The following is a 12,215-nucleotide window of genomic DNA, read 5'->3' as shown; positions in this document are numbered from 1 at the left end:
CGAGACCCGCTCGCCGACTTCGTAAACAGCTCCTAGTGCCTCGGACAGCACCTCCGCAACCTCCGTCATCGACAGGTGGTCGCTGGCGAACTCGAGCTCGACCTCGTCGAACCGCTCCGGTGCGGCGATGGCGGCCGCGGCGGCCGAGCCGATGTCCTGCACGGCCACCAGGGCCAGTCGGGTTCGGGGTTTCACGACGCTGACCAGGCCGCCCTCGATCCCGCGCGGGAACAGGAAGGCCATCTCCGGCAGGAAGTTGTCCATGAAGAAGCCCGGCTTGAGCAGGGTCCAGTGGGGGAAACCGGCGGTGCGGACCCGGTCCTGGATCGCGGTCTTGGCCCCCAAGGTGGGTTCCATCGAGGTCCAGCGGCCCTCGGCCCAGCCGGGGGTGTCGGTGTGCTGTCCGGCCCCGGTCACGGAGGTGTGCACGAACTGCGGCACGCCGGCCGCCTTCGCAGCCTCGATGAGGTTGACGCCCTGGGTCACCTCCCCGGCGAAGTCGAAGCCCTCGGGGGTGAGCTCGGGCATCTGGACGGAGAAGACGGCGCGGGCGCCCTCGGCGGCCAGGTCGATCGAGTCGCGGTCGCGGAGGTCGCCGGTCACGAGCTCGGCCCCGAGCGCCTCGACGGCCTTGGCGTGGTCGGTGGCCGGGTCGCGCACCAGGGCGCGCACGGGCACGCCCATCGCGAGCAGCGCACGGGCGGTGGCGCCGCCCTGTCGGCCGGTGGCCCCGGTGACCAGCACGGGTGCGGACGCTCTCGGCATGGGGCCTCCTCGAACTCTAAACGGCGGGGCCCGCCGTTTCCGTCGAGTACGATACGGCGGGCCCCGCCACTTAGCAAGGTCGGAGAACTCATGGGCGACCACCAGCGCGCCGACGCCCGGCGCAACTACGCGCGCATCCTCGCCGCGGCCGAGCAAGAGGTCGGCGTCCATGGCGCCGGCGCCTCCCTGGAGCAGATCGCCCGCACGGCGGGAGTCGGTTCGGCGACCGTGCGCCGCCACTTCCCGACCCGCCGCGCACTGCTGGAGGCGGTGTCGCGTGAACGGATCGAGACCTTGTGCGTCCGCGCGCGTGATCTCGCCGGCGTGGACGACAGCCGGGAAGCACTGTTGGCGTGGCTGGCCGATCTGCTCGCTTACTCCGTGACCGCCCGGGGGCTGGCGGCTGCGTTGTCCTACGACGACGCCGAGGTGGCCGGGTCCGATCCGGTGGCCAGCTCTTGCGCGGTGCTGATGGAGACGGCCGCCGGCCCGCTGGTGCGCCGCGCCGTCCGGGACGGCGCGGTGGCGTCGGACGTCACCGTCTCCGACCTGATCGCACTGGTCGTCGGCGTCGTGCTGGCCACGGAGCACCGGGCTCACCCCGCCGCCCAGGCTGAGCGTCTCTTCCAGCTCGCGGTCACGGGCCTGAGCCCGGCGCGCTGACAACGGCCTCGGCGGCCTGCCCACCTTCCACCCGCCGGTGGGGTGAGGGCACTCAGCCGGGCTGCACGGTCTGCAGCAGCGGCAGCAGGTGGTCGCCGAGCCGGACGACCTCGCTGCGGTAGGGCGTGTCCGACAGGACGAAGTGGGTGACGCCGAGGTCCGCGTAGCGCTCCAGCGCGTCGGCGACCTCCGTGAAGGAGCCGACCAGCCAGGTGGTGCCCGCGCCGCCGCCCCCGTGGCGGCCCGGCGCGGTGTAGAGGCAGGCGTCCAGCACGTCACCGCGCGCGGCGAGATCGAGCAGCCGCTGCTGTCCGACGGACCCGCGGTGGCCGTCGATCTGCACCTCGCCGGTCTTCGCCATCTCCGCGACGCGTTCCTCGGCGACGCGCCAGGCCTCGTCCGAGGACTCCCGGGCGACGGTGGTGATCCGCAGCCCGAACTCCAGCGGCGGGTGCGCCCGGCCGAGCTTCTCGGCGAGTGCCTGGAGTCGGTCGACCCGCGCCGCGATCCCTTCCAGGGGCTCGCCCCAGAACAGCTGGACGTCCGCCTCGGTCGCGGACACCTCCTCGGCAGCGGGCGAGGCGCCGCCGAAGTAGAGCCGGGGCGGCACGACCGGACGGGGGACGACCGTGGAGTGCTCGACCCGGTAGAACTCGCCGGTGTAGGTCACGTCCTCCTCGGTCCAGAGCCTGCGGACGACCTGGAGGAACTCGCGGGTTCGGTCGTAGCGCCGCGCGTAGTCGGCCTCTGCGTCGCCGTAGGCGGCCAGGTCGTCCCGCCCGGTGACGACATTGACGAGCACCCGCCCTCCGCTCAGCGCGCTCAGCGTCGCGGTGGCGCTGGCGAAGTGGGCAGGCTGCCAGTAGCCCGGCCGAGCGGCGATCAATGGCGCGAAGGTGCGGGTCCGCGCCGCGACCGCGGCGGCCAGGGCGAACGTGTCGGGGCGCCCCCATCCCGTGCCGATCAGGGCGCCGCCCCAGCCGTGGTCCTCGGCGGAGCGGGCGAGCTCGACGGAGTAGTCGAGGCTGCCCCAACCGTCGACGGTGTCGTCGCCGCGATGGCCCGGCTGAACCATGTTGGGCAGGTACCAGAGGAAGTTCCGGCGCGGCAGGGGTTCGGGCACGGTCGGCCTCCAGGTGGATCGACGGTCCCCGGTCCCGGGCGCACCGGGACCGGGAGCACGGGCTTCAGCCCGCCGGGACGTGCCGGCGCACCCAGTCCACGGCCGTGGTCGCGACCGCGTCCTGGCTCTCGTAGAAGGTGTGGGTGGCGCCGGGGATCACGACGACGTGTGAGCCGGCGGGCAGGAGGTGCTCGCCCTCCGCGGTGATCGCGGCCAGGGCTTGCTCCTGCTCGCCGGTGTCCCCGTGGATCACGAGGACGGGCACGGGCACCGCACCCAGCAGCTCCTCCTGCGTGCCGGTGGCACCGAGCTTCGGCCGGCGTCGGTTGACGACGACGTGCGTGCGGCTCGGAGAGTCCACCGCCAACGCGACGTCCTCGTCCCGGTACCACGCGGCGAGCTGCTCGGAGTCGAGGAACGGGTACGGCGCGTCGCCGTCGCCCGCCCCGGTCAGCGCCCCGGTCAGGACGAGCGTGCGGACCCGCGGCCGTTGCGGGGCTACCCGCAGCGCGATGGCCGAGCCGAGGCTCTGCCCATGCAGCACCTGACGGGCGTAGCCGAGCGAGTCGAGGTGGTCCAGTCCGGCGTGGGCGTCCGCGAGCAGGTGGTCGGCGTCGACCACCTCCCCCTCGGACTCGCCGAACCCGCTGAGGTCCAGGCGCAGGACCGCAAGGCCGAGGGCTGAGTACTCCGCGGCGAGCCGGTCGAACCGACCGCCGGCCCGTCGGTCGGAGAGAAAGCCGTGCAGGAGCAGGACCGCGGTGTCGGCCGTCCCGGGGGTCAACGTGGCGGCGAGCGACCCGCCCCACCCGCTGGTCAGGCGCAGCTCGGTCTCGGTGCTGGTCATGAGAGCCCCAGGTTCTCACGCAGGGTGGTGCCCTCGTACTCGGTCCGGAACACCCCGAGCTTCTGCAGGTGCGGTACGACGGCCCGGCCGAAGTCGTCGAAGGACCCCGGGAAGTGGGTGGGGGTGATCAGGAACCCGTCGGCGGCGCCCGAGCCGAAGATCTCGGCGAGCTGCTCGGCGACCTGCTCGCCGGTGCCCACGATCTGGGGGGTGAGCTCGCTGGTCGAGAACTCGATGCCCGCCTCCGCGAGGGTGACTCGGTCCCGGCGGGCGCCCAGCAGGGCGTCGAGCTGGGTGATCGCCCTGGCCTCGGTCTGCCCGTCGGTTGCCCGTTCCTCGAGGACGTCGACGTAGCGGGCGGTCAGGTCGACCCCGGTCAGGTCGATGCGGGCGAAGTGGCTCAGGAAGGTCGTCCCGGACTCGGGGGTGATCCTGGTCCGCAGGAAGTCCCGCCGAGCCTCGGCGATCTCGCGGGTCTCGCCCACGATGGGCTGCACCGCCGCGAACAGCCGGATCCGCTCGGGATCCCGGCCCGCCGCGCGCGCCTTGGCCCGCAGGTCGTCCTTCTTCGCTCGCAGGTCCACCCGGGTGCGCTCGATCGCGAAGATCACCTCACCCCAGCGGGCGCCGAACTCGCGGCCCCGCTGCGAGTCGCCCGCCTGGATGATGACCGGGTGGTCCTGCGGGCTCGGCGGCAGGTTCAGCGGCCCGCGCACCGCGACGTAGCGGCCCTTGTAGTCCGGGACGGTGATCCTCGACGGGTCGGCGAAGACGCCGGTGCCCTGGTCCTGGACCAGGGCGTCGGGCCCCCAGGACCGCCAGAGGGCGAGTACCGCCTCGACGAACTCGTCCCCGCGGTCGTAGAGCTCGGACCCGGTGAGCTCCTCGGCGTTCGGGAAGTTGAGGTAGTTCGCGGGTCCGTGGGACTGGATGACGTTCCATGCGACCCGGCCGCCCGAGAGGTGGTCGAGACTGAGCAGCGTGCGTGCCAGGTTGTAGGGCTCGTTGAAGCTGGTGGACAGGGTGACGCCCACGCCGAGGTGGGTGGTGACGGCGGCGATCTGCCCGGCGACCTAAGCGGGGTCGTGCTTGATGGCGTTCGAGTGCCCGTGCCGGGTGAAGCCCTCGTGGTGGCTGACGGTCTCCGGGATGAAGGCGAGATCGAACTTCGCGGCCTCGAGGCTGCGGGCGGTCTGGTGCAGGAAGTCCCGCCCGAGCCAGTCCCGCGAGGAGTACGGGTGGCGCCAGGCGCCGGCATAGTGGCCGCTCGGGAACAGCACGTAGCCGCCGAGGAACAGATGGCGTTCGGTCATGGTGAGTGCCTCCTTCGAGAGGTCAGGGGGAGACGCGCCCGACGCCCTGGGCGTACAGGTAGCGGTTCGGCTTGGGCGTCCACTGCAGGCCCTTGGACACGACGCCGGTGAACGGCGACGGGTACAGGAAGATCGCGTGGGCCTGGTCGTGGGCGTTCTGCACGGCCCGGTTCACGAGGTCGGTCTTCACCCCAGACAGCGACGAGACCGGTCAGCAGCCGGCCGCCGATGTACCGCCAGCCGACAGGAGCGCGCAGGCGCCGGGCGACGGTGTCCGAGGTGGATCAGCAGGAGCGGGGACGATCTGTGGAACGGACACGTGGATCCTCAGGGCGGGAAGGGTGGAGCAGGCCTCGTTGCGGGCGATGGCCTCGGTGCGGGCAATGTCGGACAGGGGGCGGCCGAGATGTCGTCGAGGCACGGGCGGGCGCATCAGGACGGTCCGGCGGTCTCCTCGCTGTCATTCCGCACGTGCCCGCTGCGCAACGCTGCGACGACGGGCGCGCTGGCTGCAGGCGATCGGAGGACGGGGCGTGGTCACCGGGACCGCGTACGGGCGGTCAGTGCAGCCGACAGCTCGCCGAGTGCACCGTGCCGTGGTCGATGAACCGGCGCTGGGTCAGGCTCCCGGCCCGCACATCCGTGGGCGTACAGGGGGACACCGTCATCCCCGGACGTAGCCCGGGGGAACGTCGACACGGTGTCTGCACACGGAGAGTAGAACCCATCACCCTGATGGGTGTCCAACCGCGAATGCTCATCGGAAGCGATAAGCGTACGTGATCAGTGGCGCGGATCTCGTCAGAAGATCGGTGCGTCGGTCGCGCGGCCCGCGGGTGCCGTCAGATGGACGGCGTAGCCGGATGTCCGGACGTTCTGCCTGCTCAGCGGCGTGTGGCGGTTGCGTCACTCGCGTGTTCGTGCGCTTGACAACCGGAACGGGTGACGGGTTGAGTGCGAGTTGTCCATCCAGAGCGGCCGAGAGACCCGGTTCGACGACGCCGCAGCAACCGCACCGCTCGGTGCGGTGCTTCAGCCGGGAGCGATGGGGGAGCCGTGCTCACGAGGAGCCAGGAGACCTGGTCCCGGCGCCGGCACGTGGACTTCTGCCGCACCGAGGCCGCCCCTTTGTCGGTGACGACCATTGCGTCCGCCCACCGGCGGTACTGCCGGCCGCACGGATGCCCCGTCGCCCCGATCCTGCGTCCTCCCGGAGCACAGCCATGTCTGCACCCGTTCCTCCCGACCCGACCTTCCCGACCTTCCCGACGAGCCTCGACGACCGCCACGCCGACCTCGGCGATCGGCTCCTCGCCTCGCTCGAGGCGCTGGTCGAACGGCACCGGGGGCGTTCGAGCGGCGACGACACCGCCGACGGCGAACTGATCGCGGTCGAGGCGGCCCACCGGCGCCTGGTGGTCCGCGTCGCTTCGCCGCGCATGCGGAGCTGACGCCGACACCGGGAGCAGGTCGCCGCGCTCAAGCAGGGTCCGAGGCGTATTGACCCGGGTGACGCTGAGGGCCGACACATCCGCGTCGACGACCCGGTCGAGGCGCTGCGCCTCTAGCGGTTGTCGTACGCCGCGCGAGCGGCGTCGATGTGCGGCAGGTGCGTGATGCTCCACTCGATCAGTGGCGCGGTGGCTTCGCGCAGGGTTCGACCCATCGTGGTCAGCTCGTAGCTGACGTGCGGTGGCATGACGTTGTGGACAGTGCGCGTCAGGATGCCGTCGCGCTCGAGGTCGCGCAGTGTCACGGTGAGCATGCGCTGGCTGATGCCGTCGATGGCCCGCTTGAGCTCGGTGAAGCGCCGCGGTCCGTCCTTGAGCATGCGGACGATCAACAGTGCCCACTTGTCCCCGACGATCCCGAGGACTTCGCGGGCTTGGCACGGGTCCTGCATGGTTACCTCCTGAGAACCGGGGCACCGGAAAGTGCCGTATTGCCCGGTGCGCGTCGTGGGGATGACGATGTTTCGGTTACCAAAGGGTACCGAGGCACGAGGAGGAACCGACGACGATGGCCACGTTTCTGCTGGTGCACGGCGCCTGGCACAGCGGGCGGAGCTGGGACCGGGTGGTCCCGCTGCTGGAGTCGGCCGGGCACCGGGTGCTCGCGCCGTCGCTGACCGGTTACGGCGACAAGGCGCACCTGCTGGGCCCTGAGGTCGGGCTCGGTACTCACGTCGAGGACGTCGCCGGTCTGATCGAGAGCGAGCGTCTCGACGGCGTCGTGCTCGTCGGGCACAGCTACGCCGGGATGGTCATCTCGGGGGTCGCCAACCGGGTCCCGGAGCGGATTGCGCATCTGGTGTTCCTCGACGCGATGGTCCCCGAGGACGGCGAAAGCGCAGTCGACGTCCTTCCGGTCACCAAGCAGCTGATCGAGGTCGCCGTGGACGGCTGGCGCGTTCCGCCGATGCCGGAGCAGCCGCCACCCCTCGGCCTGTTCGGGGTCACCGATCCCGACGACGTCGCCTGGTTGCGCTCGATCCTGTCGGACCACCCGGTGCGGTGCCTTGAGGAGCCGGTCAGATTGGACGCGCCGGCCGCGCGCACGATCCCGCGCACGCACATCCACTGCGTCGGGGGTCGGCCTGCGGGCATCACCCGGCGTCCCGTCCCGGCTGGCGAGCGGGTGCGTGAGCTGCCGACCGGCCACGACTGCATGATCACCATGCCCGCCGAGCTCACCGGGCTGCTGCTCGAGGCAGCGGCCTGACAACGGCGCCGACATCGGTTCGTGGGGAAGCTCGGGTCGAGTGTGCACGTGCCGGATCGGGGCCATGGCGAGCGACCTCGGCGACCTGGGCGGCATGGTTCCTGGCCGCCCGGCCGCGGCTCGCCACCGCGGCGAGCGGGTCGGTGATCACTGTGGGATGCCTGTTCCCGTTGGCGCTGGTCGGCCTCCGCCCGCTCACCCGTCGGCGCCGGCGTGGACGTAGGCCGTGGGAGGGACCGCCCCTCGGTTCTTGGTGCTGGGCTTCGATCCCGTCAGGGCAGGCCGTCGCCCGGCGGCGGCGTCCGGTGCAAGAGATGGTCGCCGATCGTGCGGGCTGCGTGGGCGGCCGGATCGTGGCTGGCCACGGTGCGGGCGTTACGCCAGTGGCGGTCCAGCCCGGCGGAGGTGAGGGTGGCCGACGCGCCGGCGGCGTCGAAGACGATCGTGGCCGCCCCCTGGGCGGCGCGGTCGGCCGCCACCTTCGCCTGCGTGACCTCGATAGCGGCTGCGGCGAGTTCCTCGGGCGTGCGGTGTCCGGCCGCGGCGTCGAGGGCACGCGCTGCACTGAGCACCACGGAGCGGGCGGTGTAGGCGAGGACGCCGGCCTCGCCGACCGCGGCCTGGACGAAGGGGTCCTCGGCGGCCCGCTCGGCCTCGGCCGTCTGCGCGGTGCGTGGGTTGGCGCGGGTGAAGGCGGTGATGTCGGAGACCGCGCCCGTGGCGATCCCGGCCGCAACCGCAGCAAGGTGCAGGGCACGGAAGCTGGAGGTCACGGTCGGTCCGGAGCGCCCTGGTACGGCGTGCAGCACGTCGGCGGGGTCCACCTCGACGTCGGTGAACACGGCTGACCCGGTGGCGGTCAGGCGTTGCCCCATTCCTTCCCAGTCGTCCCACAGCTCGATGCCGGGGGCGTCGGCGGGCACGAGGACCCAGACTGGTCGGTCGTCCTCGTCGCGGGCGAGGACGGTGAGGTGGGTGGCGAACAGCCCGCCGGTGGCGTAGTGCTTCTCGCCGGTGAGGAGGAGGCGCCCGCCCGTGTGCCGCAGTCGGGTCCCCACGTCGAAGGGCCGAGAGCCGGTGCGTTCTGAGGTCGCCTCGCCGATCAACACGCCGCGCACGGCGCGGAGCCGGCGGGCGGCGTCGGGGACGTCGGGCTCGAGGAGCCGTTCGACATGAACGAAATGAGGGCGGGTGGCCTGGGCGACGTTGGAGTCGGCCGCGGCGAGTCGCACCACGGTCCGGACGACGTCGGCGATCGACCCGCCTGCCCCGCCCAGGGCGACCGGGACGCGCAGCGAGCCCAGCCCGGAGTCGCGGAAGGCCTGCATCTCACGGTAGGGCAGGGTGCGCTGTTCCTCGCGGCCGCGTGAGCCGGCCCGGACGCTGTCGGCGAGGGCGGGAAGCACTCGCGTGAGGAGCTCGTGGCGGTCGCTCGTGGCGTGCGCACGCCCGGGGGCTTCGCCGTGGCAGGCGCGACGGGTCAGCGGGTCACGGGTGGGCATGGGTCCTTCCGGGGGGTGATCGGTCGGCGGTCGGGATGCCGACAGATCGCGCTCGCCTGTCGTCGGAGATCGACGTGGCGGCGCGCCCGGAAGAGCGGCCGAAGGGCCTCGGACGGTGCCATCGCTCGGATGGTCGCACGAGCGAGGCGCGCGGCGGAACCGCCCGGCGTGGGCCCGGCCACTGCGCGGTGGGCCGTCGAGTGTGGTCCACCACGGAGGTCCGGTTACATCTCCCGGCGTCGGATGTCCGAACCTTCCTCCGGCGCCGGGCTCGGTGTTTCTCCTGGTGGGAACGTCCGGGTGACTGTCCGGACAGGTCGGCGCCCGGCACGGCGGTGGGGCTCACAGATGTCGTTCGGACCCTTGACTCACGTGCGGTCGTGATCCCTAGAGTGAGTTCGGGCCCACGGGCCACACCCATCCAGAGCGGCCGAGAGACCCGGCTCGACGACGCCGCAGCAACCCCCCGCTTGACGGGTGCGGGTGCTACCGCCGGGAGCGATGGAGGAGCGATGTTCGTCGGGGTGCGGCGGCGGCACGTGGATCTCCTGCGCACGGCCAGCGCGGGCTGTCGGCCTCGAGGTGGTCTCGACAGCCCCGGCTGCCGGCGTGAGCCGTCGTAGTCGGTCCACTTCCGCTTCGGAGGAGCTCTCAATGACCTGCGCCCCGTCCTCGAGTGCGGCGACGTGAGCGCGTCGTCGCCGTCCGAGGCCGCACCGGCTCCGCCCGCACCCGGCCCTACACGGCAGCGCGGTGCCACGGTCTGGCTGACCGGTCTGCCCAGCGCGGGCAAGTCCACGATCGCGCACGCCTGCGAGCCCAGGCTCCGCGCTCGTGGGTTGCGGGTCGAGGTGCTCGACGGCGACGCCGTCCGGCCGCACCTGGCCGCGGCCCGCGGGTACTCCCGCGAGGACCGCGCGATCAACATCCGCCGGATCGGTTGGGTGGCGGAGCTGCTGGCGCGAAACGGGGTGCTGGTGCTGGTATCGGCCATCGCGCCCTTCCGGGACGTGCGGGACGAGGTCCGTGCAGCGCACGCCGACAAGGGCACCGAGTTCGTCGAGGTGCACGTCAGCACCCCGGTGGAGATTGCGTCCGAACGCGACGTCAAGGGCCTCTACGCCCGCCAGCGCGTCGGCGAGATCTCCGGCCTCACCGGCGTCGACGACCCCTACGAGGTGCCGCTGGAGCCCGACCTCGTCATCCCCGCCCACGAGCAGCCGGTGGAGAACTCGGTCGCGCTGCTGCTCGCGCACCTGACCGACCGCGGGCTGACGGGCCCGGCCACACCCGAGGAGTCCTTGAGTTGAGCACCGCCCCTGAATCTCCGCCGTTGCTGCCGATCCCACGGTGGGAGGACGCCGCGGTCGCGGTGGCGGCTCCCGGCGCCGGTGCCGGCAACTGGGTGGGGGCTCCGAGCGTCGTCCTCGCCGACGGCGTCTACCACGCCGCCTACCGGTTGCGTGCCCCGTTGGGACACGGCCGCGGCCTGGCCACCGTTCTCGCCCGCTCGACGGACGGGATCCGGTTCACCGAGGTCGCCCGGGTGACCAAGGAGCGCTTCGGGGCGGAGTCGCTGGAGCGCCCGGCCCTGGTCCGCACGCCGGAGGGGCGGTGGCGGCTCTACGTCAGCTGTGCCACGCCCGGGAGCAAGCACTGGTGGGTCGACGTCCTGGAGGCCGACGCCCCCGAGGAGCTGGCCGAGGCGCCGCGCCGCACGGTCCTGCCCGGCGACGAGCGGCACGCCGTGAAGGACCCGGTGATCGTCATCGAGGGCGGGCGCTGGCATCTGTGGGCGTCGGTCCATCCGCTCGACGTGCCGGCGCACGAGGACCGGATGACCACCGAGTACTACACCAGCACGGACGGCCTGGCCTGGCGGCACGAGGGCACCGCGCTCGAGCCGCGCGCGGGGCGGTGGGACGCGAGGGGGGTGCGGATCAGCGCCGTCTTCCGGGTCGACGGCCGCTGGGCCGCCACGTACGACGGCCGCGCCACGGCGGCGGAGAACTGGGAGGAGCGGACCGGCCTGGCCTACGCCACCGGGACCCCCGGTGTCTTCACCGCCCAGGGGCACGAGCCGGTCGCGGAGTCGCCCCATGCCGGGCACGGGCTGCGCTACCTCAGCGTGGTGCCACAGGTGGCCGGCGGGTACCGGCTCTACTACGAGGGCACCCGCGAGGACGGGGCGCACGAGCTGCGCACGGAGCTGCTGCTGCCGCCGGTCCGCTCCGCCGAACGGCGCCCGGCGGCGGCGGTCTGAGCCGGTGGGTTCGCGTCTGCCGGACTTCCTGCTGCTCGGGGCGCCGAAGTGCGGGACCTCCGCCCTGCACAACGCCCTGAGCGGCCACCCGCAGCTGTTCCTGTCCACCCCGAAGGAGCCGAAGTTCTTCCTCACCGACGGCCCACCGCCGGATTCCGGTGGAGGCCCCGGTGACCTCGCGACCTGGGGCGAGCACGTCTGGCGCCGGGACGAGTACGAGGCTCTGTTCACCGCTGCCGATCCCGACGCGTTGTGCGGCGAGTCGACGGTCTTCTACCTCTACGACCGCGACGCGCAGCGGCGGATCCGGGACCTCCTGCCCGGGGCCCGGCTGATCGCCGTGCTGCGCGATCCGATCGAGCGGGCCCACTCGAACTGGGCGCACCTGCGCGGCGCGGGCCTCGAGCCGGAGGCGGACTTCGTGCGCGCTCTGGAGCGCGAGGAGGAGCGGATCGCCGCGGGCTGGGCGCACTTCTGGCACTACACCGCCCAGGGCCGCTACGGCGGCCAGCTCGAGCACCTCTTCTCGCTCTTCCCGAGCGAGCAGGTGCTGCTGCTGCGCTACCGGGAGCTCCGCGACGATCCCGCCGGCACGGCGGACCGGGTGTGCCGGTTCCTCGGGGTCGAGACCGGCATCGTGGCGGGGGTGTCCCGGCACCAGGTCCGCCCGGACGTGCGCGGCCGCGTGTCCGGGCCGACGAGCGCGGAGCGCGCGGCGACCCTGCCGCGATTCGCGGACGACGTCCCGCGGGTGGCCGCGCTGACCGGTTGGGAGCTGGACGAATGGCTGCGATGACTCCGGGGGCGATGTCCCCGGTCCCGCTGTCGGTGCTGGACCTGGCGCCGATCGCGGCGGGATCGACGGTGGCGGAGGCGCTGCGCAACACCGTCGACCTGGCCCGGCACGCCGAGCGGCAGGGCTACCGGCGGTACTGGCTGGCCGAGCACCACCTCAACCCCGGCGTCGCCGGGGCCTCGCCACCGCTGCTGATCCAGGCGGTCGCGCAGGCCACGAGCA

16 protein-coding genes and 2 riboswitches are annotated in these 12,215 nt (G+C 72.7%); of the genes, 7 read left to right on the top strand and 9 right to left on the bottom strand.

Annotated features, from left to right (window positions below):
* A partial coding sequence (locus ACFQH9_RS31515; protein ID WP_379572021.1) for an NmrA family NAD(P)-binding protein occupies positions 1-765 on the bottom strand: 765 nt, incomplete at its 3' end.
* Positions 766-855: 90 nt separating this feature from the next.
* Here ACFQH9_RS31515 and ACFQH9_RS31510 point away from each other — a divergent pair.
* Positions 856-1,428 carry a TetR/AcrR family transcriptional regulator gene (locus ACFQH9_RS31510; protein WP_379572019.1) on the top strand — a complete coding sequence of 191 codons (573 nt, stop codon included), beginning with the start codon at positions 856-858 and terminating at the stop codon, positions 1,426-1,428.
* Positions 1,429-1,480: 52 nt separating this feature from the next.
* On the opposite strand, the gene ACFQH9_RS31505 is transcribed toward ACFQH9_RS31510, so the two are convergent.
* The 5 genes from ACFQH9_RS31505 to ACFQH9_RS31485 form a co-directional block, all read right to left on the bottom strand.
* Complete coding sequence (locus ACFQH9_RS31505) at positions 1,481-2,551, bottom strand: LLM class flavin-dependent oxidoreductase (RefSeq protein ID WP_379572017.1); 1,071 nt, start codon at positions 2,549-2,551, stop codon at positions 1,481-1,483.
* 64 nt (positions 2,552-2,615) lie between these two features.
* Positions 2,616-3,398 carry an alpha/beta hydrolase gene (locus tag ACFQH9_RS31500; RefSeq protein WP_379572015.1) on the bottom strand — a complete coding sequence of 261 codons (783 nt, stop codon included), beginning with the start codon at positions 3,396-3,398 and terminating at the stop codon, positions 2,616-2,618.
* Entirely contained in the window at positions 3,395-4,459 is a 1,065-nt protein-coding gene (locus ACFQH9_RS31495; RefSeq protein WP_379572023.1) for an NtaA/DmoA family FMN-dependent monooxygenase, read from the bottom strand. The genes ACFQH9_RS31500 and ACFQH9_RS31495 overlap by 4 nt, the downstream gene beginning before the upstream one ends.
* A gap of 12 nt (positions 4,460-4,471) precedes the next feature.
* Positions 4,472-4,711 (bottom strand): hypothetical protein, encoded by a 240-nt coding sequence (locus ACFQH9_RS31490; RefSeq protein ID WP_379572013.1) that lies wholly within the window; start codon positions 4,709-4,711, stop codon positions 4,472-4,474.
* A 22-nt stretch (positions 4,712-4,733) separates the two neighbouring features.
* On the bottom strand, positions 4,734-4,901 hold the full coding sequence (locus ACFQH9_RS31485; protein ID WP_379572011.1) for a hypothetical protein: 168 nt from the start codon (positions 4,899-4,901) through the stop codon (positions 4,734-4,736).
* A gap of 772 nt (positions 4,902-5,673) precedes the next feature.
* A riboswitch (SAM riboswitch) is annotated at positions 5,674-5,763 on the top strand.
* Positions 5,764-5,934: 171 nt separating this feature from the next.
* Between ACFQH9_RS31485 and ACFQH9_RS31480 the strand changes: the two genes are divergently transcribed.
* Positions 5,935-6,162: a hypothetical protein gene (locus tag ACFQH9_RS31480; RefSeq protein ID WP_379572009.1), complete on the top strand. Its 228-nt coding sequence runs from the start codon at positions 5,935-5,937 to the stop codon at positions 6,160-6,162.
* A gap of 113 nt (positions 6,163-6,275) precedes the next feature.
* On the opposite strand, the gene ACFQH9_RS31475 is transcribed toward ACFQH9_RS31480, so the two are convergent.
* A complete protein-coding gene (locus ACFQH9_RS31475; RefSeq protein WP_232868827.1) occupies positions 6,276-6,614 on the bottom strand; it encodes a winged helix-turn-helix transcriptional regulator in 339 nt (112 codons plus the stop codon).
* Positions 6,615-6,730: 116 nt separating this feature from the next.
* Between ACFQH9_RS31475 and ACFQH9_RS31470 the strand changes: the two genes are divergently transcribed.
* A complete protein-coding gene (locus tag ACFQH9_RS31470) occupies positions 6,731-7,432 on the top strand; it encodes an alpha/beta fold hydrolase (protein ID WP_379572007.1) in 702 nt (233 codons plus the stop codon).
* Positions 7,433-7,704: 272 nt separating this feature from the next.
* On the opposite strand, the gene ACFQH9_RS31465 is transcribed toward ACFQH9_RS31470, so the two are convergent.
* On the bottom strand, positions 7,705-8,934 hold the full coding sequence (locus ACFQH9_RS31465) for an acyl-CoA dehydrogenase family protein (RefSeq protein ID WP_379572005.1): 1,230 nt from the start codon (positions 8,932-8,934) through the stop codon (positions 7,705-7,707).
* A complete protein-coding gene (locus ACFQH9_RS31460) occupies positions 8,913-9,056 on the bottom strand; it encodes a putative leader peptide (RefSeq protein WP_379572003.1) in 144 nt (47 codons plus the stop codon). Before ACFQH9_RS31460 ends, ACFQH9_RS31465 begins: the two co-directional genes overlap by 22 nt.
* Positions 9,057-9,348: 292 nt before the next feature.
* Positions 9,349-9,442, top strand: a riboswitch (SAM riboswitch).
* A 178-nt stretch (positions 9,443-9,620) separates the two neighbouring features.
* Here ACFQH9_RS31460 and cysC point away from each other — a divergent pair.
* The 4 genes from cysC to ACFQH9_RS31440 form a co-directional block, all read left to right on the top strand.
* Positions 9,621-10,244 (top strand): adenylyl-sulfate kinase, encoded by a 624-nt coding sequence (cysC, locus tag ACFQH9_RS31455; protein ID WP_379572001.1) that lies wholly within the window; start codon positions 9,621-9,623, stop codon positions 10,242-10,244.
* Positions 10,241-11,197 (top strand): glycoside hydrolase family protein, encoded by a 957-nt coding sequence (locus ACFQH9_RS31450; protein WP_379571999.1) that lies wholly within the window; start codon positions 10,241-10,243, stop codon positions 11,195-11,197. Before cysC ends, ACFQH9_RS31450 begins: the two co-directional genes overlap by 4 nt.
* Positions 11,198-11,201: 4 nt before the next feature.
* Entirely contained in the window at positions 11,202-11,993 is a 792-nt protein-coding gene (locus ACFQH9_RS31445; protein ID WP_379571997.1) for a sulfotransferase family protein, read from the top strand.
* The coding region (locus ACFQH9_RS31440; RefSeq protein ID WP_379571995.1) for an LLM class flavin-dependent oxidoreductase at positions 11,981-12,215 on the top strand (235 nt) is incomplete at its 3' end. The genes ACFQH9_RS31445 and ACFQH9_RS31440, both read left to right, overlap by 13 nt.

Origin of the sequence: Pseudonocardia lutea (assembly GCF_042658055.1) — a bacterium.
Lineage (GTDB): Bacteria > Actinomycetota > Actinomycetes > Mycobacteriales > Pseudonocardiaceae > Pseudonocardia > Pseudonocardia lutea.
This window is presented reverse-complemented; position numbering and strand designations above follow the sequence as displayed.

What these genes read in the sequence shown, in the direction of transcription:
- ACFQH9_RS31510 (WP_379572019.1), top strand. Translation starts at nt 856, where the DNA reads ATGGGCGACCACCAGCGCGCCGACGCCCGGCGCAACTACGCGCGCATC.
- ACFQH9_RS31500 (WP_379572015.1), bottom strand. Translation starts at nt 3,398, where the DNA reads ATGACCAGCACCGAGACCGAGCTGCGCCTGACCAGCGGGTGGGGCGGG.
- ACFQH9_RS31490 (WP_379572013.1), bottom strand. Translation starts at nt 4,711, where the DNA reads ATGACCGAACGCCATCTGTTCCTCGGCGGCTACGTGCTGTTCCCGAGC.
- ACFQH9_RS31480 (WP_379572009.1), top strand. Translation starts at nt 5,935, where the DNA reads ATGTCTGCACCCGTTCCTCCCGACCCGACCTTCCCGACCTTCCCGACG.
- ACFQH9_RS31475 (WP_232868827.1), bottom strand. Translation starts at nt 6,614, where the DNA reads ATGCAGGACCCGTGCCAAGCCCGCGAAGTCCTCGGGATCGTCGGGGAC.
- ACFQH9_RS31470 (WP_379572007.1), top strand. Translation starts at nt 6,731, where the DNA reads ATGGCCACGTTTCTGCTGGTGCACGGCGCCTGGCACAGCGGGCGGAGC.
- ACFQH9_RS31465 (WP_379572005.1), bottom strand. Translation starts at nt 8,934, where the DNA reads ATGCCCACCCGTGACCCGCTGACCCGTCGCGCCTGCCACGGCGAAGCC.
- ACFQH9_RS31460 (WP_379572003.1), bottom strand. Translation starts at nt 9,056, where the DNA reads ATGGCACCGTCCGAGGCCCTTCGGCCGCTCTTCCGGGCGCGCCGCCAC.